This window comes from Cobetia sp. MC34 (assembly GCF_018340035.1).
Taxonomy (GTDB): Bacteria; Pseudomonadota; Gammaproteobacteria; order Pseudomonadales; family Halomonadaceae; genus Cobetia; species Cobetia amphilecti.
This window is the reverse complement of sequence record NZ_JADPPY010000017.1, coordinates 53,683-80,582: the sequence shown is the minus strand read 5'-3', so window position 1 is coordinate 80,582 and position 26,900 is coordinate 53,683. Positions and strand designations below refer to the sequence as shown.

Below are 26,900 nucleotides of genomic sequence, written 5' to 3'. Positions count from 1 at the left end.
GACAGAAGAGCAGCATTTGGGCATGATTCAGCGAGCCGTTACGGCGTAGATAGCGCCCCTGGTGCGAGAACCCAACGGCCAGCCACTTCAAGCCGCCCGATCAGGGCACTCGTGAATAAGGCGGGATAACGCAGCTCGCCCTCCCGACTCAGGCGACACTGGAAGACGACGCCGCGCATCTGCTGGACAAGGTTGTCCAATTGGCGCCGATGCGCTTCGCGCTGGGTAACATCACTGAGCTTGCCGAGCACGGCGGTGACCTCTCCCGCAGGCGAGTAGCTCAGCTGCATGTCATCCTGGAGATAGCGCTTGCGCCCATCCACATGCACGAAGGCGTAACACAAACTCAGACGACTATGGCGCTCCCGCACGGCCTCGCCGAAGCGCTGCTGACAGATGGTCAGCTCATCCGGCGCCAATCGGGCTTGCCAGAGGCCCGGGCTTGCCATCAGCAGGTCATGTGAAAGCCCGGTGAGCGCCTCGCTGCCTGCCGACAGATACTCCAATTCCTCTGGCGGCCATTCACCAGCGGTCGCGTAGTGCGCGCCGGGCGTCTCGTCCACCCGCCGCGCCAGACGCTGCTGTTGATCGATCACATGCTCGAGACGTTGATGTACCTGGGTGATGTCGCGCGCCATCACGGCCACCTGACGCCCCTCGTCGGCGAGCGAGCGCCCCAGACTGACCATCTGCACGGACAATCTGGATTCCCCCCGCGGCAGCGACAGACTGATATCGCATTGCCAGGGTTCGGCTCTCTCCAGGCTACGCAAAACATGAGGGAGGTAAAGGTGCTCAAGCGAGAGGCGGGAATGCGCACAGGCCGCATCGTGATAGAGGTGCCAGGCCGGGTTGGCATGACTGATCACCAGGCTTTCATCCTTGAGCAGTAGGATCGCCATCGGGTCACGGCTGCGCACCATCATCAGACGATAGGCACGCGCCAGCTGCTGCTCCTGCTCATTGGCCTTGTCACGCTGCGTGATATCCGTCACACGCCCACACAGCGGATGCCCCACGCCGGAACTCCACAGACATTCCTCGAGCAACAACAGCTGCCCGCTGCGGTCGCGCATGCGATACGTCGTGCGTTCGACCCGCCCCATCGAGGCGCGAAAGTCACTCAACCGCTGCCGGTCGGCGGTGATCACCAGCGAAAGCCAGAGCTCCGGCTGCTTGAGAAAATCCCGCACCGCATATCCCAGCAGGCGTTCCGCCGCTGCATTCATGGCAATCAGGCGCTGACCATCAGCACTGAGCGTGAACAACACATCTGCCACGACAGCATAATGATGCTGCAGCAAACGACTATCCGCGAATGATTCAGGCAACGTGAAACCCCTTCTCTGTCATGCGGTTTGCTCAAGAATGCCCTATCCATGGCGCTGGCAGCCAGCAGTACCCCCAACGCTTGGTTGCGCGAAGATCCGGGCAGATGACGGCATATGAACGATTGCGACCTTTGCCTTTGCGTCTGACTATCTCCCTTATCGGCAGCGGACGCGCAATGTTGTGGGCGAATATCACGCAAGCGGCGCCGAAGGGAAAACCCCAGGATGCAAAAAGCCCGAAGCATAAGCTTCGGGCTTTTTTGAGAGCTGGCCTGGAAAGGTCTAGCCTTGCGCGGAACGCGGCATGGCATCGTCGATGAGCGCGGAGGACGGGGCATCATGTGCGCCGCTGCGGCCGTCGTTGCCCTCGCCAGCCGGCTGGGCGGTAGCGCGCGGGGCCTTGCGCTTGTGACGCCGCGACTGCCTACTGTCCTTGTCCTGCTGGGCGGAAGGCGCCTTGACCGGCAGGCGCGCCCGCAGGTGCTCGAGCAACGCGCGAAAATCATCCGGCTCCATGCCGATGCGCTCCGCTGCGGCACTTTCCTGCCATAGCACATAGATCGCCGGCTGCTCACGCCCCAGGTCCATACCCACGACCTTGCCCTCGCGCTGGGTACGTGGGTCGCGCAAGGTGGCACCGATCAATTCATGAGCTTCGCGGATGGCATCGTGCATCTGAGACAGCCTGCTGTGGAAGTCGAGATAACTGCCGGAGAGTGTGCGGCAGTGTGGCAATACCTTCCCTGAATTGCGCACAACAATGGATCACTCGCAGGCCATAGGGCCGCCTGCATGATTTGACGTTGTCATGACCTGGCTCACCGATAGACGCAAGGCCAACAGGTGCGAAGTGTAACACACCGCCACAGTTTCGCTAATTTCACTCGACCGTGAATTACGATGACGACATGTTGACCACCTTTCTCGACGTATCAGCGCACGTTTCACGCCACCTGATCCAACTCTGTCGCGATCGTGCTCAAAAAAGTTGCCATAAGGTCACGCCATTGACGCAAGACAACGACACTTTGCGCCCTGGAGCACCTCCCGCACTTTCGTGGTGCGCAAAAAAAACCTCTCCCATTGGGAGAGGTTCAAAAATGGATGACGCGATGTCATTCCGAGCAGCATCGAAGCCGGTCTTGGCGCCAACCCTGACCGACCACCGATTCAAAGGGGACGAATGGCATTGCCTTGTCCGTGGAGCCTGAGCGCGACGCGAGAATCCTCGGGCCACTCGTCCTCACCTGTTGGGAGCCTGCCTTCCTGTCTTGCCGACAGACTGACAGGCCCCCGAATTCTTGCTGTCCCGCGCGGCCTTTTGGGTTGATCAATGAGGGATCAAAGGCCGTGCGGGACTCACCAAGCGCTTACTTGGCGGCTTGCATTGCCAGCGCAGTGTCGAGCATACGGTTGGAGAAGCCCCACTCGTTGTCGTACCACGCCATGACCTTGACCAGGCGATCTTCGCTGACGCGAGTGTGATTGCTGTCGAAGGTAGAAGAGTGTGCATCGTGATTGAAGTCGATGGACACCAGCGGCAGCTCGTTGACGGCCAGCACGCTGGAGCCTTCAGCGGCCTTGGCCACGATGGCGTTGATCTCTTCGATGGAGGTATCACGCGACGCGGTGAAGGTCAGATCGACCAGCGACACGTTGATGACCGGCACGCGGATCGCCAGACCATCCAGCTTGCCGTTCAGTTCCGGCAGCACCAGACCCACCGCCGCGGCGGCACCGGTCTTGGTCGGGATCATGGAATGGGTCGCGCTGCGGGCACGGTACGGGTCGGAGTGGTAGACATCCGACAGGTTCTGATCGTTGGTGTAGGCGTGAATGGTGGTCATCAGGCCGTTCTCGATGCCGACTTCATCATTCAGCGCCTTGGCGACCGGCGCCAGGCAGTTGGTGGTGCAGGACGCGTTGGAAACGACCTGGTGCTCGGCCTTCAGCACATCTTCGTTGACGCCGAAGACGACGGTCGCATCGGCGTCGCCGCTCGGCGCGGAGATCAGCACACGCTTGGCGCCGGCTTCGATGTGCTTGGCAGCGGCAGCACGCTTGGTGAACAGACCGGTGCATTCCATCACCAGGTCGATGTCCAGGCTGGACCACGGCAGCTGGGCCGGGTCACGCTCGGCCAGGATGCGGATCTTGTCGTCACCGACGAACAGATTCTCTTCGTCGTGCGAGACGGTCTCGGCGAAACGGCCGTGGACGGTATCGCGGCTCAGCAGGTGAGCGTTGAGCTTCGGATCACCCAGATCATTGATGGCGACGACCTGGATACGATCGTTGTACTGACCTTCATACAGCGCACGCAGCACGTTGCGACCGATGCGACCAAAACCATTGATGGCGACGCGTAATGTCATGACTCAACTCCTGTGGCGTATGGCGGGTGCAGGACCAGACCTGATCCAGGAACGAAAGCCTGCAATGTGTTCCGTGAAATTATCCTACACGCTTTTCCCATAATTTGGCCGAAAGTCGTCCAGTCTTCAAGCAGTTTTTTTGTTAAATTTACCGAATATTCCGAACAAAACCGTTTCTCGAGCGCCATGACGCGCTACTGTAGGCTACCTCGGTAACCGAACGACGCGACACGAGTGAGGCCAGAGGCTTTACACCGCCATCACCACTGGATAGCGTCGCCGGATAGCAGCACGCCCACACAGCGGGAAACGCTTTCTTTCGCCAGCCTCGGCGCCCTGCGCCGCCTGATACATGAGGTAAGAGCATGTCAGTCAACCAGACCGTAGAGCACGTGACCCAGCGCATCATCGACCGCTCCCGCGAACGCCGCGCCGCCTATGAGCAGTTGATGGAAAGCCAGCAGCGCCGCGGTGTACACCGCTCCGAGCTCTCCTGTGGCAACCTGGCGCACGGCTTTGCCGCCTGTGGCGAGACCGACAAGAATCGTCTCAAGCTGATGAACTCGGCCAACCTGGGCATTATTTCGTCATATAACGACATGTTGTCCGCCCACCAGCCGTTCGAGGACTATCCGCGCATCATCAAGGAAGCCGTCCAGGCGATGGGCTCCACCGCCCAGTTCGCCGGCGGCGTGCCCGCGATGTGCGATGGCGTGACCCAGGGTCAGCCGGGCATGGAGCTGTCACTGTTCTCCCGCGATCTGATCGCCATGGCCGCCGCTGTCGGCCTGTCGCACAACATGTTCGATGGCGCCCTGTTCCTCGGCGTGTGCGACAAGATCGTCCCGGGCCTATTCATTGCCGCCGCACGCTTCGGCCACCTGCCGACACTGTTCGTGCCGGCAGGCCCGATGCCCTCCGGCCTGCCCAACAACGAGAAGGCGCGTGTCCGCCAGCTGTTCGCCGAAGGCAAGGTCGGCCGCGATGCGTTGCTGGAAGCCGAGTCCGCTTCCTACCACAGCCCGGGCACCTGCACCTTCTATGGCACCGCCAACTCCAACCAGCTGATGGTCGAGCTGATGGGCCTGCACCTGCCGGGCGCTTCCTTCGTCAATCCGGGCACCCCGCTGCGCGAAGCCCTGACGCGTCACGCCGCCGAGCAGACCATCCGCAACAGCGAAGTCGGCGGCGACTACCGTCCCTTCTATCGCCAGATCGATGCCCGCGCCATCGTCAATGCCATGGTCGGCCTGCTGGCTTCCGGCGGCTCCACCAACCACACCCTGCACCTGGTCGCGATGGCCGGCGCTGCGGGCGTGACCATCACCTGGGATGACTTCACCGAGCTTTCCGCGGTGGTGCCGAGCCTTACGCGCATCTACCCGAACGGCCAGGCCGACATCAATCACTTCCAGGCGGCCGGCGGCATGAGCTTCCTGATCCGTGAACTGCTCAAGGCGGGTCTGCTCCACGACATCCCCACCCAGGACGGTGGCACCCTGGCCGGCTATGTCCGCGAGCCCTTCCTCGAGAACGGCAAGCTGGTCTGGAAGGACGGCCCTACCGACAGCCTCGACGAGGATGTGCTGCGCCCGGTGGCCAACCCGTTCGCCCCGACAGGCGGCCTGACCGTACTGGACGGCAACCTCGGCCGCGGCGTGATCAAGGTCTCTGCCGTCAAGGAAGAGCATCGTCTCGTCGAGGCACCAGTGAAGCTGTTCAGCGACCAGGATGAGATGAAGGCCGCCTTCGAAGCCGGTGAGCTGGAGCAGGACATGGTCGCCGTGGTGCGCTACCAGGGTCCGCGTGCCAACGGCATGCCGGAACTGCACAAGCTGACGCCCTACCTCGGCATCCTGCAGGACCGTGGCTTCAAGGTCGCACTGGTGACGGATGGCCGCATGTCTGGCGCCTCGGGCAAGGTCCCGGCCGCCATTCATATGACACCGGAAGCGCTCGACGGCGGCCCGCTGGCACGCCTGCGCGAAGGCGACGTGGTCCGCCTGGACGCCAATGCCGGCACCCTCACGGCGCTGGTCGATGAAGCCGAATGGGCCGAGCGCGAGGCCGAAACCATCACTCGCGACAGCTATCATCACGGCCTGGGCCGCGAGCTGTTCTCCGGCATGCGCTCACTGGTCGGCGGTGCCGAGGAAGGCGCCTCCAGCTTTGCAGGCTACGGCGACCTGCCGGGCAGCGGCCACGACCTGATGTGATGGGCGCGCCCTGTCACTCTCCTGAGGCACTGACGCAAAGGAAGGATGCCGGACGATGACCCGCGACACCTCCCATCGCCTTGCTCTGGTAGGCGATATCGGTGGCACCAATGCCCGGCTGGCACTTGTCCAGCCGGGCAGCCACACCCTGCAGCACATCCAGACGCTCGCCTGCGCCGAGCATGCCGGACTCGAGGAGGCCATCCAGGCCTACTATCGGATGCTGGGCCTGTCAGAGGCCGAGCAACCCGTCGAGGCCTGCCTGGCCTTCGCCTGCCCCGTGCATGATGAACGCGTCAGCATGACCAACAATCACTGGACGTTTCTCAAGCGCGAGGTGCGCGAATCATTGAGGCTTGAGCGCTTCAAGTGCCTGAATGATTTCACCGCCATGGCGCTGGGCGTGCCCCACATCGAGGCCAGCGAACGTCTGGCCATCGGTGAGGAGCTCACCGAAGGTAATGGCGATGCGGCCTCGCCACGACTGGTGATCGGCCCCGGCACCGGCCTGGGTGTGGCGGGTCTGGTGCGCGGCACCCACAACTGGATTCCGCTCGCGACCGAAGGGGGGCATGCAAGCTTCGCCCCCACCGACGAGATCGAGGATGGTCTGCTCGGCATCTTCCGCCGTCGCCATGGTCGCGTCTCGGTGGAGCGCCTGCTGTGTGGCCAGGGCATGCTCGAGATCTATCAGGCCCTGGGCGAGCTGCGTCAGCAGGAATCACCGCTGGCATGCGCCGCTGACGTCAGCCAGGCAGCACATGAGCACCTGCATCACGATGAACCGCAGAATGCTCTCGCCTTTGATGCCGTGATGCGCTTCATGAAGATTCTTGGCGCGGTCGCCGGCGATGCAGCACTCACGCTGGGGGCGCGTGGCGGGGTCTATCTGTGCGGTGGCGTGCTGCCGCGCAACCTGGATCTGCTGATGCGCAGCGATTTCCGCCACGCCTTCACCGACAAGAATCGTCTGAGCCGTTACAATGCCGCGATACCCACCTGGGTGGTGACCGCGCCGTGGACCGGCCTGCTGGGCGCCGCCGAGGCTCTGCACAATGAAGAGGTGGCATGATGCACCGCCACCTCCTGAACCATCGAGGTAGCTCGAGATGATCCCCGAAAGTCTGCGCGCACTGATCGCCGACACCGCTGGCCAACGCACTGTCGAATGGCAGGGCCGCTCGCTGTTGATCCTCAACCAGGAGTGGGGCGAGCTGGTGGTCTGCCACCAGGGGGCTCAGGTGCTGCACTATCAGCCGACGGGCGACTCTCCCTGGCTGTGGGTGACGGAAACGCCCGCCGCCCTGCCGGGCAGCATTCGCGGCGGCATTCCGCTGTGCTGGCCCTGGTTCGCGGATGAGTTCCCCGAGGGCGAAAGCGAACTGCACGGCCCCGCTCGCAAGGCCGACTGGCGCATCGATGCGGTGGACGAGGAAGAGGAAGGCGTCGAGATCCATGCTTCACCGGTCTCAGCGCTGCACGCCGCCCTCTCTCCGCGTGTGGTGATCTTTGCCAGCCGCCGCTTCCTCAAGGTCGAGCTGATCACGGAAAACCGTGGCGAGGCCCCGATCAAGATGACCGGCGCGCTGCATACCTACTTCGCAGTGGCGAATGCCTTCGAGTGTCGCGTCACCGGTCTGGCCGGCGCCAGCTACCTGGACAAGCGCCAGGACTTCTCGCGCTTCGACCAACAGGGCGAACTGGGCGTGCGTGGCCCGCTGGACCGCATCTACCAGACCAGCCAGATTCAGGTGCTCGAGGACGGCAAGCGTCAGCTGCGCATCGCCAAGCAGGGCTCTGACTCCACGGTGGTCTGGCATCCCGGGGACGCGCCGCCGGCCGACACCGGCGTCGAGAATGCGCGCAGCTTCCTGTGTGTCGAGACCGCCTGCACGCGCCTCGATCCGGTCTGGCTGCCGCCGGGCGCTCAGCATCTGCTGGCTCAGCACATCTCACCGCTGAGCGGTGATGAGACGAGCGGCAAGTGAATGACAGCCGGCCACGCGGCTCACGGCGTGGCCGGCACCTTGCGCACCTTGTCGACCAACCGAGAGCGCTCAGCGCCTGAATCGTGTCATCGACACGACTCCCGGCTGACAGTGACTCTCGTCTCACCTGCAAGCGTGCGTCGGGCCGCCACAGAATGCGACCCGCCCCGATGAACTTCAACAACCCATACGATGGACACTTCCATGCTGCAATTGACCCGTAGTGTTTCCTGGCAGGCGCTGACCCGGCTGGGCGAGGTGACCCGCAACGACCGCATCCGCGATTACTTCGCTGCGGATCCCAAGCGCTTCGAGAAGATGAGCCTGCGCGTCGGCGGCCTGTTTCTCGACTACTCCAAGCACCACATCTCCGATGAGGTGATGGAGGCGCTGGTCGAACTGGCTGAGCACTCTGCACTCGTTCAACGTCGCGCGCAGATGTTCTCCGGCGACATCATCAACGTCACCGAGAATCGCCCGGTGCTGCACACCGCACTGCGCAGCCAGACCAACACGCCGGTCATCGTCGATGGCAAGGACGTGATGCCGGAAATCCACAAGACGCGCGAGCAGATCCGCGCCTTCTCGGAAGCCGTGCGCAGCGGTGAGTGGAAAGGCTACGACGGCCAGCGGATTCGTGACGTGGTCAACATCGGCATCGGCGGCTCTGATCTGGGCCCCAACATAGCCTGCCGTGCGCTGCTCAAGCATCGCCACCCGGAAATCAATTTCCACTTCGTCTCCAACGTCGATGGCAACCACATCCAGAAGGTGCTCAAGCGCCTGGATCCGGCCACCACGCTGTTCATCGTCTCCACCAAGACCTTCTCCACCCAGGAAACCCTGCTCAACGCCAAGACGGCGCGCCGCTGGTTCCTGGAGCACGCCGGTCAGGACGCCGACGTCGGCGCCCACTTCGTCGCGGCTTCCACCAACCGCAAGGCGGCCAAGGAATTCGGCATTCGCGAAGAGAACGTCTTCGAATTCTGGGCCTGGGTTGGCGGTCGCTACTCCATGTGGTCTTCCATCGGCCTGCCCATCGCCCTGTCCATCGGCTATGAAGGCTTCATGGAGCTGCTGGAAGGCGCCCATGAGATGGACCAGCACTTCATCAATGCGCCGATGGCCGAGAACATGCCGGTCCTGATGGCGCTGATCGGCATCTGGTACATCAACTTCATGGGTGCCGAGACCCAGGCCATCGTGCCTTACGACCAGGCCCTGCATCAGCTGCCCGCCTTCCTGCAGCAGCTGGACATGGAATCCAACGGCAAGTCGGTCGACATCTTCGGCCGTCCGGTGGACTACAAGACCGGCCCGATCGTCTGGGGCGAGACCGGCTCCAACGGTCAGCATGCCTTCTTCCAGCTGCTGCACCAGGGCACGCGCTACGTGCCCATCGACTTCATCGCCTCGCTGAAGCCGGAGCCGGGCACCGAAGAGCACCACTTCGCACTGATCACCAACATGCTGGCGCAGGCCAACGCCTTCATGGAAGGCAGCCAGGATGGCAGCAACCTCGATCCGCACTACAATTGCCCGGGCAACCGCCCGTCGAGCACCCTGCTGCTGGATGAGATGACCCCGCGCAATCTCGGCGCACTGATCGCCCTCTACGAGCACAAGGTCTTCGTGCAGGGCGTGATCTGGAACATCAACTCCTTCGACCAGTGGGGCGTGCAGCTCGGCAAGCGCATCGCCGGGGAAATCAGCGCGCGTATCGATACCGACGTGAAGGCCTTCGATCCGTCCACCCAGGGACTGCTGTCGCTGGTCCGCGAGCACTTCCCTGCCGGTGGCACCACCCAGGCGGATGACAGCAACGACAAGCCGGGCAAGAAAGCCAAAGGCTCCACGACGACCACTCGCAAGGAAAGCTCCTCCTGATGACTCCGGTAATCGCGTTCGGCGAAGCGCTCGTCGACATGCTCTCCAACAAGCTCGGCGGCCAGGCCGTCGAGCAGGAAACCTTCACGCCCTACGCGGGCGGCGCACCGGCCAACGTCGCGGTGGCCTGTGCCCGCCTCGGCCTGCCGAGCCACTTCGTCGGCATGCTGGGTCAGGACAGCTTCGGTGACTTCCTGCACGACGAACTGAGCGCTCATGGCGTGCAGATGGAACACGTCAAGCGCACCAGCCATGCGCGCACCGCGCTCGCCTTCGTGTCTCGCGATGAAGAGGGTGAACGCCGCTTCGACTTCTATCGTCCGCCGGCCGCCGACCTGCTGTTCCGTCCGGAGCACGCCGGGCCTGAGCTGTTCGCGACTCCCGCCATCTTCCACCTGTGCAGCAACAGCCTGACCGACGCCGGCATCGCGGACACCAGCTTCGTGCTGGCGTCACGCGCGCGTGCTGCAGGCTCTCTGGTCAGCGTGGATGCCAATCTGCGCCACAACCTGTGGCCGAACCAGCAGGTTGATGTGGCATTGGTCACACGCCTGCTGGACAACGCTGACATCCTCAAGCTGTCCCAGGAAGAGGTCGAAGCCCTGACCGACAATCAGCCACAGACTGAATGGCTTGAAGCGCGCCTGAAAGCCGGTGTGCGCCTGATCGTGCTGACCGATGGGCCGGGCGTGATTCGTGCCCTGGTACGCAAGCAGAGCAGCGAGATCGAGACGGTCAGCATCACGCCGCCCTCCGTCAAGGCTGTCGATACCACTGCCGGGGGTGATGCCTTCATCGGGGGCTTCCTGTCAGCCCTCAGCGAAGCCGGCATCAATGCCGACAACCTGAGCGACTGGTGTGAAGACGAAAGTCACCTGAATGCTGCCCTGCAGCGTGCGGCGTCCTGCGGTGCCTTCGCCGTGACACGTCCGGGCGCCTATTCGGCACTGCCGACACGCGACGATCTCAGTGCCATGAAGTGATGGTGGGATAATGCCGCTGAGCAGCCCTGTATCAGTGCTATCTCCTTGCTGAGACAGGTATGACAAAAAGCCCCTTTGATCATCAGATCAAAGGGGCTTTTTCGTGACAGGACACTCCATGCTGATGCGCTGACCCTCTGTCTTGTACCCGGCAATGAGTCAGTCATCTCTCAAGATACAGGCGTAAAAAAGCCGGCCCCGAGGAACCGGCTTTCGTTAGCTTGCTAGACGATTGAAGACGTCTTAGAAACCGTAGTAGATGCCGACTGCAGCGCTATCACCATCGTCACCGGCACGATCATACTGCACATACTCTATGAAGGTATACATTGCAGAAGAAATATTGTAAGTCACACCCAAATTGAATTCATTATACGTATGATCGTCACCATCGCCGCCATCTCGATCTGCATTAATATATTGATATGCATTAGCCTCAGCATCGACATACTGGTAGGCACCGTATACATCACCCATGCCATAGCCGTAACGGGCACCAATGCCATAGTAATCAACATCAGCATTTTCTACATCAGCGTCAAAGCGCTCGGCCTTGACGGCAATACGCAGGGCATCGACAGTGTACTGACCAGTGATACCATACTGCTCACCGATATCACCTTGGCTGTTGTTTGCACCGTCATCAGGAGTAGTATCGAGGCCATCGAACTGACCCAGATCGTCATACACGGCAGCGATGGAGAAACCACCGATGGTGTACTTGGCACCAGCGAAGAAGGACGCTTGGTTTGAATCGGTGACGTTCTCGTCTTCGCCATCGCCTTCGAAGTTGGAACCGACGGCGAACTGCATACCACCCATGACAGGAGACATGTACTGCAGTTTGTTGCCCTCCTTGACGGAACTACTACCAGAAATCTGGGAGCTGGAGTCAGACAGGTCGAAGTATTCGTTGTTGGAGATCGGATCCTGGATCCAGTCATCCATCAGCTGGTCCCAGGAACCGATACGCGCGTCACCGAAGGAACCCTTGGCACCGACGTAGGACTGGTCGCCATTGTTCAGGCCATTGCCGCCACCCTTGGATTCATCAGCATCATATTCCCACTCGGCCTTGAAGTAACCGACGATGTCGTCGTTGATCTTGTGCTCACCCTTGGCACCGAAGGTAGAGCCGTTATCACCCAGCTCACTTTCAGCATCCTCTCCAAGCCTATCATCATAAGCATAAACCAGCTGAATGTTGCCGTAGATGTCCAGCTTGGTACCGTCCTGGTTGTAGACAGTAGCAGCGGATGCAGAAGTAGCAGCCAGGGCAGCAGCGCCGGCGATGGCAGTAGCCAGAAGTGTCTTTTTCATCGCGATAGTTCCTTAACTAGCGTTAACTGTTCGATCGTGTCTGCCGATGGCAGTGGCCGAGGTTCCGGGCGCTTGATGACGCCTCTAAAACTCTGTGGCCTAGTTATTATCCAATGCTCGCAGGGAAACCATATACCGGGCTTTCAGGATGTGCAACAGAAAAAAACACTGTTTTCGATCACCACTCCTGAACCTATCCATCGGTCGGTTGTCTGGCGTGAGCATACTCTAGGGCTCAAGAATGAAGGATTCATGACAACCATGCGTCTTGACGCGGATTCCTGCATCACCGAGCGCATCGCTGAGCGTTAATATCGGGTTCATTGTGGAAAAACCTCGTTTGCGACAAAAGTCGCAGAACAAATACCCGTCAACTGCTGTGCTTGTCTGATGCCAAGTTGTGGTTTCCTCTCAGCTTTATCTTCATGAAAGGCACCGTCCCTGTGCCAATGATTCATTCATGAGTCTGCTATCAAGATCGCCATCAAGCTTGGTCATCAAATCCAGTCAACAAGCCCAGTCGCCCTCCCTGCCATCAAGCTCTGTCATCAATCAATCTTTCCATTGCACCTTGTCAGAAGGTAGTGATCCTCAACTGCTCAACCAGTTGGGCAGGAACAGCGAGATAGCCGGCACGTAGGTGATCAACACCAGGAACAGCAGCAACAGCGACAGCCACGGCAATGCTGCCCGAATGACCCAGGTCATCGGCTTGCCGGTGATCCCCGCCGTCACGAAGAGATTCAGCCCCACGGGGGGTGTCAGCATGCCGATCTCCATGTTGACCACCATGATGATGCCGAGATGGATCGGATCGATCCCCAGCTGCGTCGCGATGGGGAACAGGATAGGCGCCATGATCAGCAGGATGGCCGAGGGCTCCATGAAGTTGCCCGCCGCCAACAGCAGCAGATTCATCACGATCAAGAAGCCCCACGCCGGCAGTCCCCAGCCGATGATGGTTTCGGCGATGGTGTGTGGAATGCGCTCCGTGGTCAGTACATGCGCGAACAGCATCGCGTTGGCGATGATGAACAGCAGCATCATCGAGACGCGCGCGCCATCCAGTACCACCTTCTTGACCTCCTGATCGGTGAAGGACCCCAGAAGCCCGGCAGGTACCTGCCATAGCGCGCGCAACCCCGCACTCCCCCAGGCTTCGTTGCCCTTGCGCCACGGCACGTTCTTCAACGGCCCCATGTCGCGATAGCCCACCACGGCGATGAACCAGGCATACACCGTGGCCACGGCCGCGGCTTCGGTGGGGCTGGCCACGCCGCCATAGATCGAGCCCAGCACGATGAAGATCAACATCAGACCGCCCATGGCGATCAGGCCGGAGCGCGCAAGCACCCGTACGCCGGGGAAAGGCTGCGCCGGCAACTTCTTGATCCGCGCCGCGATATAGATGGCGACCATCAGGATACCGCCCATCAGAAGCCCCGGAATCAGGCCGGCCATGAACATCTTGGCCGCCGAGACTTCCGTGGCGGCGGAATACACCAGCATCACGATGGACGGTGGAATCAGGATGCCCAGTGTCCCCGCATTGGTGATTACGCCTGCCGCGAAGGACTCGGTATAGCCCTGGCGCACCATGCCCGCGATCACGATGGAGCCGATCGCCGCCACCGTGGCCGGAGAGGAGCCGGACACGGCGGCAAACAGCATGCATGCCAATACGGAAGCCATCGCCAGCCCACCGCGCACGTGGCCGATGGCATCGGTGGCAAAAGTGATCAGGCGACGTGCCACGCCACCGGTCGAGAGAAAGGTGCTGGAGAGAATGAAGAACGGGATCGCCAGCAGGGTGTAGTGATGCGACAGGGCTTCGAACAGCTTGATCGCCACCGACCCCAGTGAGTCACTGGAAAACAGCAGGATCGTGGTGACGCTCGAGAAGCCCAGCGCAAAGGCGATCGGCATGCCGAGAAAGATGCCGCCGAACAGCAGCGCAAACAGAGTGGCTATGGTCATCGTGGTGTTCCCTGATCACTGTCACGGCCAGCATCGCCGTTGTCTTGGCCATCCGGCTCATCCGACTGCACCAGATGCATGCTGTCCTCGCCTTCGTCATGAAAGCCGAAGCCACTGGCATCGCCACGAATCACCTTCCAGCCCAGTACCGCAAAGCGCAGCATCAGCAGCAACATGGCAATGGGCAGAATAGTGAGGGCGTACCACTTGGGAATCGCGATGTCCTCAAGCTCGATGCCGATCATCTTCATCAGCGAGAGATATTCATAACTGCCGACCAGCAGCATCACGCAGTACGCCATGCAGATCGCCAGCGCCAGCAAGGTCGCCACGCGCTGCCAGAGCATCGGCAGCATCTTGACCACGACATCCACGCCGATGTGCGCGCCCTGCTTGACGCCCCAGGAAACGCCAATCAGCACGAACCAGCCCGCCAGATACAGCGTGGCTTCCTGTGACCAGCTGATGCCGGTATTGAAGACGAAGCGCAACACCACCTCGACGAAGACCAGCAGCACCATCGCTACCAGCAGCAGCGAGAACAGCGTCTCTTCTGCCTTGTGAAGCCATCGTAGTGCCATGGCAAAAATCCTCATGTCGCTCAAGGACACTTGCCCCACACGAGATCGCCGATGTCCTAGCGCTCAAGATGGGGCAAGTGATGGATGGCCTGATGGCTTACTGGTTGGCAGCTTCCGCGGCGTCGACGATGTCCTGACCGATGTCGTCGGCAAACTCGCCCCATACCGGCTTCATGGCGTCGACCCACTGCTGACGCTGGGCATCGTCGAGCGTGATGATCTCGCTCTGACCGGAATCGAGGATGGCCTGCTTGGCCTCCATGTTCTTGGCTTCGGAGAGCTGGTTGCCGTAGACGATGGCCTCATCGAGCGCCGACTTGACCTCACTACGCACGTCATCCGGCAGGCCATTCCAGAAGCGCGCCGAGGACACCACCATGTAATCCAGCACGCCGTGGTTGGATTCGGTGATGTACGGCTGCACCTCGAAGAACTTCTGGGAGTAGATATTGGAGTAGGTATTCTCCTGGCCGTCGATGGCCTTGGTCTGCAGCAGGATGAAGACCTCGGAGAACGGCTTCTTCAGCGAGACGGCATCCACCGCGTCAAACTGGGCCTCGAGCACATCGGAGGTCATGATGCGGAATTTCTTGCCGTCGGCATCCTCCGGTGTCTTGAGCGGCGATGACGCGGACAGCTGCTTCATGCCGTTATGCAGATAACCGAGCCCCACCAGCCCCTTGGATTCCAGCGACGTCAGCAATGACTGGCCCGTCTCGCTGCTCTGGAAGCGCTCGACAGCGCCCATGTCCTTGAAAAGGAAGGGCAGATCGAAGACCTGCAGCTGATCGGTATATTTCTGGAACTTGGACAGTGACGGCGCGGCCAGCTGCACATCGCCCAGCAGCATGGCTTCCAGCACCTTGTCGTCCCCGTACAGCTGCGAACTGGGGTAGAGCTCGACTTCCACCTTGTCGCCCAGACGCTCCTCTACCAGTTGCTGGAATTTCTTGCCCATCTGGCCCTTGGGGGTATTTTCCGCCACCACATGGGAGAACTTGATGGTGATCGGGTCGGCCATGGCCGTCGCTGAGGCAAGCAGGATGGCAGCACTCAGGGCGGTCAGGGCTGGCTTGATAAGGCGCATGGCGAATCCTCTTGAATTGCGGATATTGTTGGTCTTGTAGGGCATTCGATATCCCGTCTGCGCGGCTCCGGCACGAAGCCGCGCAGAGGTGCGGCGCGAGCAGGGATAGCCGAGACACTGCGAGCATTGCGCCACAGCCGCCAGATAGACGAGACAATCCAGACAATTCAACAAGTTGAAGACGCACACTCGCGCACAAGTGAGCCGAATTCCGCGGGCCGCTGGCGATTTGTTAGGAGCTGTGCGGATTTCCGCCCATCAACGACAAGGCCCCTGTGCGGGAATCCGCACAGGGGCCTTATCTGTTAGCACCGATCATGGTCGACCGAGCGCCTTCACCAGCTGTCACACCACCTGCCAACACACTCTCAGGGACGGTGCTCAGGGACTGTGTTCAGGGACGATGCTTGGTCATCAGCTCGCTGAGCTTGTGGCTGATGCGCTGATCGGTCGCCTGCTCTTCACGCGCCTTCTGCTGACGCGTCAGCTCATCGAGCTGCTGACGGGCATGGCGTGCCTCATCTTCCGTCACGGCACCCACCGACTGGCCCGAGAGGTCCACCCGTTGTGTGCCCGCCCGTACCGCCTTCAGATACCGCGGCAGATGGACATAACCCGCCAGCGCGCGCCGCACCAGCTTGTCATCCCATGGCTCGTTTTCCAGCAGCTCGATATGGATGCCGATCTTCAGCGGCCGGGTATGGCCCTTGAAGAAGGTATCCGGATAGCGCTTGTACCACTGCTTGAGCAGCGCATGAGGAGAAGGCGCCGACTCAGGCTGAGAAGCCTGCTGTGCTTGCGGGGCCTCGCCCTGCTCGGCCTCGTTCTGCTGCTGCGCTTCCTGCTCCTGCGGCACCTGAGCTTGCGGCGTTTGAGCTTGCGACATCTGGGCTTGCGACGCCTGAGCCTCGGACGAATCAGCAGCCGTCGTTGTCTGCGCGTCAGCTGCCGGCTGACTCACGTTCAGGCGCTCTGAGGCCAGGCGTTCCGCCTGCGCCTCCTGCTGCGCTACCAGACCCGACTCCGCATTCGTGGAGGATTGCGGCGCAGAAGCCTGCTCAGCCAGTTCGCGCAATTGCGCATCACGCGCCAGCAACGCCTCATTCACCGCGCTTAACTGCGCCTGCTGCTCCTGCAGTGTCTGGCGCGCCGCCGCGAGCTGCTCAGCGAGCAGCTCACGCTCATGACGCTCCGCGGCCAGTGCACGCTCGGCTTCTGCCAGGGCATGCTGATGCGCATCGGCATCTGCCGTGGCTGCAGACGCCGCCTGCTGCTCCAGCTGGGCCAGCGCATCGCGCAGGCGGGCATTTTCCGACTCCAGGGCCGCACGGGCCTGGCGCTCTGTGTCACGCTGCTGTCGCTGTGTGTCGGCTTCATGTTCAAGCGCAGAATACAGCGCTTCGAGGCGATCCATCGTCAAGGCCTGAGCCTCCCTTGCACGCTATGGGCAGTTCCGTTTGGCACCAGTCTGTGTCAGTACCTGCTGACTGTAAAGGTCACGCCGGCCAGCCAGTGGCTCAGACGTCGCGGCGCTCGAAGCGCACGAAGTCATAGGCCGGCAGGCCCTCACCACTCTCCCCCGGGACGCGCTGCGCTTCCTGCCAGCTCGCATCCAGCGCCGGGAAATGGGCATCGCCCTCGATCTCGACCGCAACCTCGGTGAGATAGAGGCGCGTCGCCACCGGCAGCGCCTGGGCGTAGATCTGACCGCCACCGATCACCATGATCTCATCCACGCCTTCGATCATCGCGTGGTGGTCCGCCATGCTCAGCGCGGCGGCCAGGTCACTGCAGACCCGCACGCCATCGTGACTGAACTCGCTGTCACGCGTGACCACGATGTTGAGGCGGTTGGGCAGCGGCCTGCCGATGGAGGCGAAGGTCTTGCGCCCCATGATCACCGGCTTGCCCTGGGTGACATGCTTGAAGAACTTCAAGTCTTCCGGCAGGTACCACGGCAACTGGTTGTCGACGCCGATCACGCGGTTGACCGACATGGCGGCAATCATCGCGACGGGCACGACGGTGTCAGCCGCCGCCGTCAGCGGAGAGAATTCATTATCACTCATACAGCCACCTGCGCCTTGATATGCGGATGGGATTCATAGCCTTCGATGGCAATGTCATCGAAGGTGAAGTCGAACAGATCCGTGACTTCCGGATTCAACACCAGCTGCGGCAGCGCCAGCGGCTCACGCGCCAACTGCTCACGCGCCTGCTCGAGATGATTGCTGTAAAGGTGGGCATCGCCGAGGGTGTGGATGAACTCGCCCGGCTTGAGACCACACACCTGCGCGACCATCTGGGTCAGCAGCGCATAGCTTGCGATGTTGAACGGCACGCCGAGGAAGATGTCCGCGCTGCGCTGATAGAGCTGGCAGGACAGGCGACCATCGGCGACGTAGAACTGGAACAGCGCATGACAGGGCGGCAGCGCCATCTCGTCCACCAGCGCCGGGTTCCAGGCCGAGACCATCAGCCGGCGCGAATCCGGGTTGGTCTTGATCTGCTCGATCAGCTGGCTGATCTGGTCGACGGAACCGCCTTGCGGGTTCGGCCAGCTGCGCCACTGGTAACCGTATACCGGCCCGAGGTCGCCATTCTCATCGGCCCACTCGTCCCAGATACGCACGCCGTTTTCCTTCAGGTAGGCGATGTTGGTATCGCCCTTCAGGAACCACAGCAGCTCGTGGATGATAGAGCGCAGGTGCAGCTTCTTGGTCGTGACCAGCGGAAAGCCTTCGGCCAGATCAAAGCGCATCTGGTGACCGAAGACACTCAGGGTGCCGGTGCCGGTGCGATCGCCCTTTTGTGTGCCGTTTTCCAGCACATGGCGCATCAGATCTAGATAGGGTTGCATGGTGGCGAGTCCGTACGGCGTGTCAGAGGCTGGCGCGGCGAGCGGAGCCGTGGATCGCCCTGCGCCAGCCTCTTCATGAATTCGAATCGTTCACTTGACGATATTTGACGCTGCCAGATACGCAAGAACGCGGCCCGATGGCCGCGTTCTTGCGTATCTGGCAGGGGGCCAGTTTACACCGAATGCCCCCTGTATTCACGCCTGCATTGCCCCTCAGGAGGCGCGATGCACCGGCGGCTGCGCCACTTCCTGACCGCGCGACCAGGCCATCAACAGCAGCCCGAACAGCACCATCGGCAGCGACAGCAGCTGGCCCATGGTCAGCCAGTCGAAGGCGATGAAGCCGAGCTGGGAGTCCGGCTGACGGAAGAATTCGGTAATGAACCGGAAACAGCCGTAGCAGAGCAGGAACAGACCGGAGATCAAGCCCTTCTGGCGCGGTTCACGCGAGACGAACCACAGGATGGCGAACAGCGCGACGCCTTCCAGTGCAAACTGATAGAGCTGCGAGGGATGACGCGGCTCCGGCCCGTAGAGCGGGTAGACCATGCCCCAGGAGACATCGGTGATGCGCCCCGGCAGCTCCTGATTGATGAAGTTGCCCAGCCGCCCTGCGCCGAGGCCGATCGGCACCATCGGCGCGATGAAATCGGTCAGCTGGAAGAAGGTCAGCTGATGGCGACGCGCGAACATCAGCATCGCGATCAACACGCCCAGCAGGCCGCCATGGAAGCTCATGCCGCCATCCCAGACCTTGAAGATCCACACCGGGTCCGCCAGCAGCTTGTCGAAGCCATAGAAGAGCGCATACCCCAGGCGGCCACCCAGCACCACACCCAGGGCGCCGAAGAAGATCAGGTCGCCTACCGCGTCCTGACTCAGGCCGACGCGTGCGCGACGTGCTCGTGCCAGCCCCCAGGCCGCCGCGAAACCGATCACGTACATCAACCCGTACCAATGAATCTTGAAGGGCCCCAGCGCCAGCGCCACGGGGTCGATCTCAGGATATTGCAACATGTGAAAACCTTGAATGAGGAAGTCGGGCTCTACCAACGCACTGGGCGATGCAGTCATCGCCTCTCAGGCGGGCAGAGCATAACAGTCAAAGCATGAACACGACCTGCCTGAGGCAGCGTATTCCCGCTCACGCCAGCAGAAACCGCAGTCCGACGACGACCAGGATCAGCGCGAACAGGCGCTTGAGCAGCAGGGCCGGCAAGGCATGCGCCAGCCGCGCCCCGAGGCGCGCAAACGGCACGGACGCCAGCACGATGCCCAGCCACGCCACCCAATGGACATAGCCGATGGCGTGCTCCGGCAGATTGGGAGCATGCCAGCCAACCACGATGTTGGTCAGTGCGGCGGTCAGCGCGATGGGAAAGCCTGCCGCGGCGGCGGTCCCTACGGCTTCGGTCATGCGCGCCTGCCAGCTGGAGAGCATCGGCACCATCACCGTGCCGCCACCGATGCCGAACAGCGAGGAAATCACGCCGACGGTACTGCCGCCCACGAACTGGCCGACCCGTCCGGGCGCCTGGGCCATCTGGCCCACCTTGAGATCCAGCCCGAGCTTGGCCGCCACCAGCAGCACGAAGACGCCGAAGGCCAGCTTGAGCGTCTCACCGCTCAACTCACTGGCCAGCACCACGCCCAGCCCGGTGCCGACCACCAGCCCCGGCAACAGGCGTTTGAGCCAATCGAGGCGCACCGCACCGCGCTCATGATGTGCCCGTGCCGACGACAGCGAGGTCACCACAATGGTGGCCAGCGAGGTGCCGATCGCCAGGTGCATCAACACCTCCGGCGCGACGCCTTGCAGCACGAAGGCCGCGGCCAGCACCGGCACGATGACAAGCCCTCCGCCGATCCCGAACAACCCCGCAATCATGCCGGCGACTGCGCCCAACAAGGGATACCACCACCACATACCCGACTCCTTTCATGCTGCATTGTGGTGACTGTCTGCCGAGAGTGGCCCGGGCCTCCCAGCGCCATGACCGTCAGCCGTCTGTTGATACTGGACCTTCGCCGCTGCCAGACGCGCGTGGTGTCAGCGTCACGTCAGGCAGCCACATGCTGACCTTGTCGATCAGCGCCTGTGGCCGATAGGGCTTGCCCAGATAATCATCCAGCCCGGCGGCGAAGAAGCGCTCGCGATCGGCTTCACTGGCATTGGCGGTCAGCGCGATGATGACACTGCGCCGCTCACTGCCGGCGGCGGCTTCCTGCTCGCGCCAGCGCTGGCTGACACTGACGCCATCCATGCCGGGCATGAAGATATCCATGAACACCAGCGCGTAGAAATGCTGTCCACGTGCGGCCAGTGCCTCTTCGCCGCTGCTGGCGGTATCGACCAACAACCCCTGACGACCGAGCACCGTGCGCGCCAGCATCGCATTCACCGGCCCGTCATCGACCACCAGAATGCGGGTTTCGGTCGGCTTGCCCGGCCATGTCATCGGCAGCAGGATTTCCAGCGCCTGCTCATCCTCCAGGTTGATCTGGCGATAGCTGCCGCCCAGCTCATCGATCAAGCGCCGCGCCATGACAAGGCTCGAGGGCGATTGATGACCGATATCGAGCCCGACATGTCCACGCAGCTCGAGCCGCAGGCAACAACAGCCAGCGCCCTCGTCCTCTGAGCCCTCTGCAGAGAACGCCGCATCGCGACAGGCCGGCAGCTCACAGGCTTGCTGCAGCTCAAGCAGCAGAGATTGATGACTGGCGCTTTCGTGACGCATGCAGCCTTCCGCCAGATGCTCGAACAGCTGCGCGAGGCGGCGCACATCACCGCGCAATGCCTCCGGCATCGGCCCCAGCTGCCACTCGAAGGGGCAGCCGACATCATGATGGCGCTGCTGCATGTCCTCGAGCAGCGCCCCCAGCGTCTCGGTTGGCGAGAAGTCATTCTCTTCCAGCGGCGTTCGTACCACTTCCTCGCGCTCGGTCAGGGCGTCCAGCAGTTGCGCCACGCTGTCGAGGCGGCCCTGCAGCAGGCTGAGCTCGGCATCCTCGATATGACGCTCACGCCTGAGCTGACCAAGCTTGCGCACCAGGCCTTGCAACGGCGGCGTCAGCTCAGCGTGCAGCATGTCCAGATAATCACTCTTCAGACGCGCCTCTTCGCGGGCACGGTCACGCGCGACCAGCAACTGCTGGCTGGCCTGATCGTGCTCTGACTCATCGATCATCACGCCGAGCACCTGCGCCGGGTCATTGTTGAAGCGACACAGCTCCAGGCGCATGCGCCGCATGCGCCCCTCGGCGTCATGTACCCGGAGTTCACGACTGCTGGGCACGCTGGGGTTGGGCTCCAGCATCAGCAAGCTGCCCACCGACCGGCCCAGCGCCTCATGCAATACCAGCCCGAACAGCTTCTCGAAGGCCGGGTTGGCCATCGCCAACAGTCCATGGCGCATCACGAAGGCCGGCAGCGGCAAGGCATCCAGCTCATGGCCGCGACCACGACGCAGCAAGGCCACGGCCCCACGGTGACGCCGCAGGATGTCATCCGCCGGATAGGCCTGCCGCCCCACCGGCGGGTACTCCTCCATCACCTCACCATTCTCGATACGCTCGCTCTGGCGCGCCAACCACTCCAAGGGCTGCCCCAGGCGCTGATCCATGCGCCTGAGGCGCCATTGCAAGATGAGCATGACGACGGCAAACACCAGCAGCAGCGCGCCACCACTGCCCAGCAACAGGGTCAGCAGCGGCACCTGGCCGGGCACCTCGAGTCGCGTGCTGGACACCAGGCGCCAACCAGTGACCGGCAAGCTGTCCCACACCACCACCTGAGTCCCGTGCGGGTCGTCCAGCGTGGCGCCACGCAGGCTGGTATCCATCGCGCGGGCGATATCCGCGGGCAGCTCCTGGGAATGGCCGTCGCCGACATTGCTGCTGGCCGCCCAGACGTTCAGGTGGTCATCGACCAGCCAGAAGGCATCCGAGGGAGCATGCCCCGGTAGCAGCAGGCGCGCCTCCATCTGCGGCAGCGCGAGATCCAGCCCGACACGCGCCTTCTGGCCATTGCTGAGAGAGACCTCCGCCAGCGCCGTGATCTGCGGCAGACCGGCAGGCCCCGGATGCGGCGGTAGCCAGACCACGCGCGCCGCACCATTGTCGGTGTTCTCGGCAAGCTGACGCACGGTGTCCGGCAGCACCCCGGTGTAGGGCATGAAATCGCTGCCCGGCGCGAAGGCGTCCAGCACGTTGAACCAGGGATAGAGCATGACCATGCTGTTATCGAGGCTCACGAACAGGCGTGAGATCAGGGGGTCCGACGAGTAGAGGTCCGACAGCAGCCACTGCATATGCATCAGTCGCCGCCCGGCGTCGCGATCCTCATCGATCAACGGCCCTGCGAATTCGCCGTAGAGTGCGCCCCCCCCACGCGATACCGGTCTGAACAGCTGGCCCTGCTCGGTGAGCGAGAACTGGTACAGGCCATCGTCATAGGCGCTGTTCCCGTTGGCCCCGAAGTCGAGATGGCGCCGTGCGTAGCGCGCCAGAATCTGCAGGCGACGCTGCTGGGTTTCCAGGCGCTCGCTGACCAGCGCCGTGGCCAGCGCATGCTCCTGCCTGAGCTCCCCCAGCGCGGTATCGACGGCAGCATGCTGCGTGCTGTCCCAGACCACGGCGGCCCCGACCAGAAAGCTCAACGCCACCGCCAGCTCCGCCAGCAGCAGCGGGCCAGCCGTCAGCCGAATCATGCGCGCCCAGACCTTCTCCAGGCCACTGGCGGAATTCTGAGCATTCGAAGCCATCGCCGCCGCAGGCGGTGGCTCGACAGAGGAAGCACGGCGCGAGAACATGATCTGAAAGCATCCTGTAGGTGAGGCGTCGGCAAGCCCGACCGCTGACCAGCGCAAGCTGTCGAGACAAAGCAGCAGCATACGCAAGCCGCCGTCAGGCGTCATGCAGTGCCAGCGTGACAGAGGCGCTATTTTCTCCCGACCCCCTGATGGAGTGGCGACATGTGCCTGATGGCATTTGACTGGCAACCGGACTCGCCGCAGGGCGAATGCCTGCTACTGATCGGCAACCGGGATGAGTTTCACGCACGCGCCACCGCCGGGCTCTGCGTGTGGCCGGATGGTGTCCTGTGCGGCGGACGCGACCTGGTGGCCGGCGGCGGCTGGCTGGTCATGCACCCCGCCGGCAGCCTCGCCACGCTGACCAATGTGCGCCAGCTGGGCCACCCTGCCCCGACGGCCAGCATCAGCCGTGGCCAGCTGGTCGCGGCCGCGGCGCGCCAGGCGCTGGGTCGATGCTCGCGCTGGCGCCTTGAAGACTGGTTGCGCGCACTGGTCGCGGGAGAGAGCGTACCCGCGGCACTGGAGGGAGCGGACGCACAGAAGCTGTCTGCGCTGACGCTTGAGGCCGTGGACTGGTGCAACCTGCTGGTCTGCGATGGCAAGGCATTGTGGCGCCTGCATCATGGCCCACATGGGGCCGAGGTGACCCGCCTCGGCGCGGGCATCCATAGCCTGAGCAATGGCCATCCCGAGACCGACTGGCCCAAGCAACGACGCCTGAGTGGCCGCCTGGCAGCCCTCCTCGACCCGTCAGTGCGTGCCGGTCAGACAACCGCACGGGCATTGAGCGACGACGCACTGCTCGACCTGCTCAAGGATGACTGGCGGCCCGCGCCGACTCAGCTACCGGCCACCGGACTCTCGCCCGAACGCGAAGCCCTGCTGTCCAGCCCGTTCATCGTCAGCGCCGAATATGGCACGCGGGCCTCGACCCTGGTGCGCTGGCAACGCCACCCGACAAGGGATACGACTGATCCGTCCGGTGTGGTGCAGACCCTGACCCTGCTGGAGCGCCGTTTCAGCCCTGAGGGCCACATCATCGCCAGCCGCAGGGCCATGACCCGTTCGCTCGCCACGGGGAGCGACGAGGAAGGAGATATCGGCAACTGGCGGCTCAGCTAGTCGTCTCGCCGGCCTTCTGTGCCACGGGCGCGTTGTCGCGCGGCGGCAGCAGATGGGCCAGATCCCAGGCCTGCAGGCGGTGGAGCAACAGGTCATGAACCTCATCGGCGGTGGGCTGACACAGCACCTCGTCCACCAGCCCCTGCGCCGCACTCAGTGACACGCGCCGAATGGCCGCACGCACGCGCGGCAGGCTCGGGGCATTCATCGACAGGCTGTCAAAGCCCATACCCAGCAGCAGCAAGGCCCCGGCGGGGTCGCCCGCCAGCTCACCGCAGACGCTCACCGGCATCTTGAGCGCACGCGACTCTTCCGCCAGACGCGCCAGGGCGCGCAACACCGCCGGATGGCAGGCATCGTAGAGGCTCGCCACGCGCGGATTGTTGCGGTCCACCGCCAGCAGATACTGGGTGAGATCATTGGAGCCCACCGAGAAGAAGTCGACCCGGGTGGCGAGCGCTTCCAATTGGTAGAGCGCCGCCGGCACCTCGATCATCACGCCGACACTCGGCCGCGAGACGTTGATGCCCTCTTCGGCCAGCTCGACCAGCGCCCGATTGACCAGCGCCAGCGCCGCATCGACTTCCTCGATTCCCGAGATCATCGGCAGCATGATGCGCAGGTTGTCCAGCCCTTCCGCGGCACGCAGCATGGCACGCAGCTGTACCATCAGTACCTCGGGGTGATCGAGCGTCACCCGGATGCCCCGCCAGCCCAGGAAGGGGTTGGCCTCGTTGATCGGGAAATAGGGCAGGTCCTTGTCGCCGCCGATATCCAGCGTGCGCATGGTGACCGGCAGCGGCGCGAAGCCCAGCAGCTGCTCACGATACAGACGCGCCTGCTCCTGCTCGCTGGGGAAGCGGTCACTCATCATGAACGGCACTTCGGTGCGGTAGAGCCCGACCCCGCCGACCCGCGACTTGAGCGACGCGACAGAATCCAGCGCCAGGCCGGTATTCACCATCAGCGGCAGAACATGACCATCCGGGGTCACGCTTGGCAGATCCTGCTCCTGTTCCAGCAGCGCACTCAACGCCTGCTCCTCCTCGATCAACCGTGAATAGTAGGCACCAAGCTCAAGCTCGGGACGCACTACCAATCGACCACGGTGACCATCGAGAATGACCGGTGCACCGCCCAGTCGCGACAACGGAAGATCCACCATGCCCAGCACGGTGGGAATCCCCATCGCACGCGCCAGGATGGCGACATGCGAGGTACTCGAGCCACTGACCGCGACCAGCCCCTTGAGGCGTTCCCGCGGGACTTCCCCCAGCGTGGCGGGACTGATCTCGTGACCGATGAGGATGGTGTTTTCCGGGTATTCGATCGGACCGCTGTCACCCTCTTCCTGCAGGTGTGACAACACGCGGCGCCCAAGATCCCGTATATCGGCGGCTCTTTCGCGCAGATAGTCGTCATCGACACGCTCGAGATACTGCACATGGCGGCGCACGATATCGGCCAGCGCCGCCGGCGCCCACTGTCCTTCGCGGATGCGCTTCTCGACTTCCTGGCCCAGCGCCGCGTCACCCAGCATCTGCTGATAGACCTCGAACAGCGCATGTTCCTGGGTGGAGATACGACTGGCGAGACGCTCCGCCGCGACGCGGATCTCTTCGCGCACGGCGTTGATCGCCTCCTTGAGGCGTGCGATCTCGAATTCGATATCGGTGGGGATCAGATCGGGGACAGCGTCCAGGTCGGCGGGCGGAGACAGCACGAAGGCCTTGCCGATGGCGATGCCGGGCGAGCCGGCCACGCCGGAGAAGGTCGCCTGGCCGCTGGTACCGGCCAGCTTGCCCAGCGCCCCGGTGGCCAGCGCGTGGGCCAGCACTCCCGCCAGCTGCGCGCCGAGGGTGACAAGGAAAGCTTCCTCACCTTCATCGAAACGGCGCTTCTCGTGCTGCTGGATGACCAGCACCCCGAGCACGCGACGCTGATGGATGATGGGGACACCGAGGAAGCTGGAGAAACGCTCTTCTCCGGTCTCCTCGAAATAACGGAATTGGGGGTGTGCGGGCGCATCCTCGAGGTTGAGCGGCTCTTCTCTGAGCGCCACCATCCCGACCAGGCCCTCACCACGTGCCAGACTGACCTGCCCCACCGACGACGAGCGCAGACCGATGGTGTCCTTGAGCACGAAGCGATCGCTTTCCGGTGCCAGCAGATAGACGGAGCAGACGTCCGTCTTCATGGCCTTGCGTATGCGCAACACCATGGTCGCCAGTGCCGCGTCCAGAGAACGTGCGCCATTGACCTCCTGAACGATACGACGTAGCACCTCAAGCATGGAGTACCTCAAGCATGGTGTATCTCGCGCATCGAAGACGTCGAGAAGGTGATTGCTCAGCCA

The 26,900-nt window shown here is 62.6% G+C and carries 20 protein-coding genes; 6 read left to right on the top strand and 14 right to left on the bottom strand.

Going from position 1 to position 26,900, the window contains the following annotated elements; genetic code table 11:
- Positions 1-38: 38 nt before the first annotated feature.
- The 3 genes from IZU87_RS10935 to gap all read right to left on the bottom strand — a co-directional run bounded on the left by IZU87_RS10935 (position 39) and on the right by gap (position 3,706).
- Positions 39-1,280, bottom strand: a complete 1,242-nt coding sequence (locus tag IZU87_RS10935; RefSeq protein ID WP_213114524.1) for a PAS domain-containing protein — start codon at positions 1,278-1,280, stop codon at positions 39-41.
- A gap of 333 nt (positions 1,281-1,613) precedes the next feature.
- A complete protein-coding gene (locus IZU87_RS10930) occupies positions 1,614-2,006 on the bottom strand; it encodes a hypothetical protein (RefSeq protein WP_213114523.1) in 393 nt (130 codons plus the stop codon).
- A gap of 695 nt (positions 2,007-2,701) precedes the next feature.
- Positions 2,702-3,706, bottom strand: a complete 1,005-nt coding sequence (gene gap, locus IZU87_RS10925; protein WP_043331416.1) for a type I glyceraldehyde-3-phosphate dehydrogenase — start codon at positions 3,704-3,706, stop codon at positions 2,702-2,704.
- A 365-nt stretch (positions 3,707-4,071) separates the two neighbouring features.
- On the opposite strand from gap, the gene edd reads away from it, so the two are divergent.
- The 5 genes from edd to IZU87_RS10900 all read left to right on the top strand — a co-directional run bounded on the left by edd (position 4,072) and on the right by IZU87_RS10900 (position 10,780).
- Entirely contained in the window at positions 4,072-5,922 is a 1,851-nt protein-coding gene (gene edd / locus IZU87_RS10920) for a phosphogluconate dehydratase (RefSeq protein WP_054555569.1), read from the top strand.
- Between the two features lie 55 nt (positions 5,923-5,977).
- Positions 5,978-6,994: a glucokinase gene (glk, locus tag IZU87_RS10915; RefSeq protein ID WP_213114522.1), complete on the top strand. Its 1,017-nt coding sequence runs from the start codon at positions 5,978-5,980 to the stop codon at positions 6,992-6,994.
- A 37-nt stretch (positions 6,995-7,031) separates the two neighbouring features.
- Positions 7,032-7,910 (top strand): D-hexose-6-phosphate mutarotase, encoded by an 879-nt coding sequence (locus tag IZU87_RS10910; protein WP_213114521.1) that lies wholly within the window; start codon positions 7,032-7,034, stop codon positions 7,908-7,910.
- Positions 7,911-8,114: 204 nt separating this feature from the next.
- On the top strand, positions 8,115-9,797 hold the full coding sequence (gene pgi, locus IZU87_RS10905) for a glucose-6-phosphate isomerase (RefSeq protein ID WP_213114519.1): 1,683 nt from the start codon (positions 8,115-8,117) through the stop codon (positions 9,795-9,797).
- A complete protein-coding gene (locus IZU87_RS10900) occupies positions 9,797-10,780 on the top strand; it encodes a carbohydrate kinase family protein (RefSeq protein WP_213114518.1) in 984 nt (327 codons plus the stop codon). Before pgi ends, IZU87_RS10900 begins: the two co-directional genes overlap by 1 nt.
- A 243-nt stretch (positions 10,781-11,023) precedes the next feature.
- Here the strand turns inward: IZU87_RS10900 and IZU87_RS10895 are convergent, their stop codons facing one another.
- From IZU87_RS10895 to IZU87_RS10850, 10 genes are all read right to left on the bottom strand, one after another.
- Positions 11,024-12,100 (bottom strand): porin, encoded by a 1,077-nt coding sequence (locus IZU87_RS10895; RefSeq protein ID WP_213114517.1) that lies wholly within the window; start codon positions 12,098-12,100, stop codon positions 11,024-11,026.
- A gap of 591 nt (positions 12,101-12,691) precedes the next feature.
- Positions 12,692-14,077, bottom strand: coding sequence for a TRAP transporter large permease (locus IZU87_RS10890; protein WP_043331424.1), 1,386 nt, complete (start codon positions 14,075-14,077; stop codon positions 12,692-12,694).
- Entirely contained in the window at positions 14,074-14,658 is a 585-nt protein-coding gene (locus tag IZU87_RS10885) for a TRAP transporter small permease (protein ID WP_213114516.1), read from the bottom strand. Before IZU87_RS10885 ends, IZU87_RS10890 begins: the two co-directional genes overlap by 4 nt.
- A gap of 97 nt (positions 14,659-14,755) precedes the next feature.
- Entirely contained in the window at positions 14,756-15,745 is a 990-nt protein-coding gene (locus IZU87_RS10880) for a TRAP transporter substrate-binding protein (protein ID WP_213114515.1), read from the bottom strand.
- A gap of 394 nt (positions 15,746-16,139) precedes the next feature.
- Entirely contained in the window at positions 16,140-17,159 is a 1,020-nt protein-coding gene (locus tag IZU87_RS17710; RefSeq protein ID WP_249330545.1) for a ProQ/FINO family protein, read from the bottom strand.
- Positions 17,160-17,262: 103 nt separating this feature from the next.
- A complete protein-coding gene (locus tag IZU87_RS10870; protein WP_054555577.1) occupies positions 17,263-17,814 on the bottom strand; it encodes a dihydrofolate reductase in 552 nt (183 codons plus the stop codon).
- Complete coding sequence (locus IZU87_RS10865) at positions 17,811-18,605, bottom strand: thymidylate synthase (RefSeq protein ID WP_213114514.1); 795 nt, start codon at positions 18,603-18,605, stop codon at positions 17,811-17,813. The genes IZU87_RS10870 and IZU87_RS10865 overlap by 4 nt, the downstream gene beginning before the upstream one ends.
- A 213-nt stretch (positions 18,606-18,818) precedes the next feature.
- Entirely contained in the window at positions 18,819-19,622 is an 804-nt protein-coding gene (gene lgt / locus IZU87_RS10860) for a prolipoprotein diacylglyceryl transferase (protein WP_213114513.1), read from the bottom strand.
- Positions 19,623-19,749: 127 nt separating this feature from the next.
- On the bottom strand, positions 19,750-20,532 hold the full coding sequence (locus IZU87_RS10855; protein ID WP_107336182.1) for a sulfite exporter TauE/SafE family protein: 783 nt from the start codon (positions 20,530-20,532) through the stop codon (positions 19,750-19,752).
- A gap of 73 nt (positions 20,533-20,605) precedes the next feature.
- A complete protein-coding gene (locus IZU87_RS10850) occupies positions 20,606-23,419 on the bottom strand; it encodes a response regulator (protein ID WP_213114512.1) in 2,814 nt (937 codons plus the stop codon).
- 162 nt (positions 23,420-23,581) lie between these two features.
- On the opposite strand from IZU87_RS10850, the gene IZU87_RS10845 reads away from it, so the two are divergent.
- A complete protein-coding gene (locus tag IZU87_RS10845; protein WP_213114511.1) occupies positions 23,582-24,544 on the top strand; it encodes an NRDE family protein in 963 nt (320 codons plus the stop codon).
- On the opposite strand, the gene ptsP is transcribed toward IZU87_RS10845, so the two are convergent.
- Positions 24,537-26,837 carry a phosphoenolpyruvate--protein phosphotransferase gene (gene ptsP, locus IZU87_RS10840; protein ID WP_052384254.1) on the bottom strand — a complete coding sequence of 767 codons (2,301 nt, stop codon included), beginning with the start codon at positions 26,835-26,837 and terminating at the stop codon, positions 24,537-24,539. The genes IZU87_RS10845 and ptsP overlap by 8 nt on opposite strands.
- Positions 26,838-26,900 lie beyond the last annotated feature (63 nt).

Bases quoted from the DNA above. Each gene is read 5' to 3' on its own strand.
- IZU87_RS10930 (WP_213114523.1), bottom strand. From the start codon at position 2,006: ATGCACGATGCCATCCGCGAAGCTCATGAATTGATCGGTGCCACCTTG.
- gap (WP_043331416.1), bottom strand. From the start codon at position 3,706: ATGACATTACGCGTCGCCATCAATGGTTTTGGTCGCATCGGTCGCAAC.
- edd (WP_054555569.1), top strand. From the start codon at position 4,072: ATGTCAGTCAACCAGACCGTAGAGCACGTGACCCAGCGCATCATCGAC.
- glk (WP_213114522.1), top strand. From the start codon at position 5,978: ATGACCCGCGACACCTCCCATCGCCTTGCTCTGGTAGGCGATATCGGT.
- IZU87_RS10910 (WP_213114521.1), top strand. From the start codon at position 7,032: ATGATCCCCGAAAGTCTGCGCGCACTGATCGCCGACACCGCTGGCCAA.
- pgi (WP_213114519.1), top strand. From the start codon at position 8,115: ATGCTGCAATTGACCCGTAGTGTTTCCTGGCAGGCGCTGACCCGGCTG.
- IZU87_RS10900 (WP_213114518.1), top strand. From the start codon at position 9,797: ATGACTCCGGTAATCGCGTTCGGCGAAGCGCTCGTCGACATGCTCTCC.
- IZU87_RS10895 (WP_213114517.1), bottom strand. From the start codon at position 12,100: ATGAAAAAGACACTTCTGGCTACTGCCATCGCCGGCGCTGCTGCCCTG.
- IZU87_RS10890 (WP_043331424.1), bottom strand. From the start codon at position 14,077: ATGACCATAGCCACTCTGTTTGCGCTGCTGTTCGGCGGCATCTTTCTC.
- IZU87_RS10885 (WP_213114516.1), bottom strand. From the start codon at position 14,658: ATGGCACTACGATGGCTTCACAAGGCAGAAGAGACGCTGTTCTCGCTG.
- IZU87_RS10880 (WP_213114515.1), bottom strand. From the start codon at position 15,745: ATGCGCCTTATCAAGCCAGCCCTGACCGCCCTGAGTGCTGCCATCCTG.
- IZU87_RS17710 (WP_249330545.1), bottom strand. From the start codon at position 17,159: ATGGATCGCCTCGAAGCGCTGTATTCTGCGCTTGAACATGAAGCCGAC.
- IZU87_RS10870 (WP_054555577.1), bottom strand. From the start codon at position 17,814: ATGAGTGATAATGAATTCTCTCCGCTGACGGCGGCGGCTGACACCGTC.
- IZU87_RS10865 (WP_213114514.1), bottom strand. From the start codon at position 18,605: ATGCAACCCTATCTAGATCTGATGCGCCATGTGCTGGAAAACGGCACA.
- lgt (WP_213114513.1), bottom strand. From the start codon at position 19,622: ATGTTGCAATATCCTGAGATCGACCCCGTGGCGCTGGCGCTGGGGCCC.
- IZU87_RS10855 (WP_107336182.1), bottom strand. From the start codon at position 20,532: ATGTGGTGGTGGTATCCCTTGTTGGGCGCAGTCGCCGGCATGATTGCG.
- IZU87_RS10850 (WP_213114512.1), bottom strand. From the start codon at position 23,419: ATGTTCTCGCGCCGTGCTTCCTCTGTCGAGCCACCGCCTGCGGCGGCG.
- IZU87_RS10845 (WP_213114511.1), top strand. From the start codon at position 23,582: ATGTGCCTGATGGCATTTGACTGGCAACCGGACTCGCCGCAGGGCGAA.
- ptsP (WP_052384254.1), bottom strand. From the start codon at position 26,837: ATGCTTGAGGTGCTACGTCGTATCGTTCAGGAGGTCAATGGCGCACGT.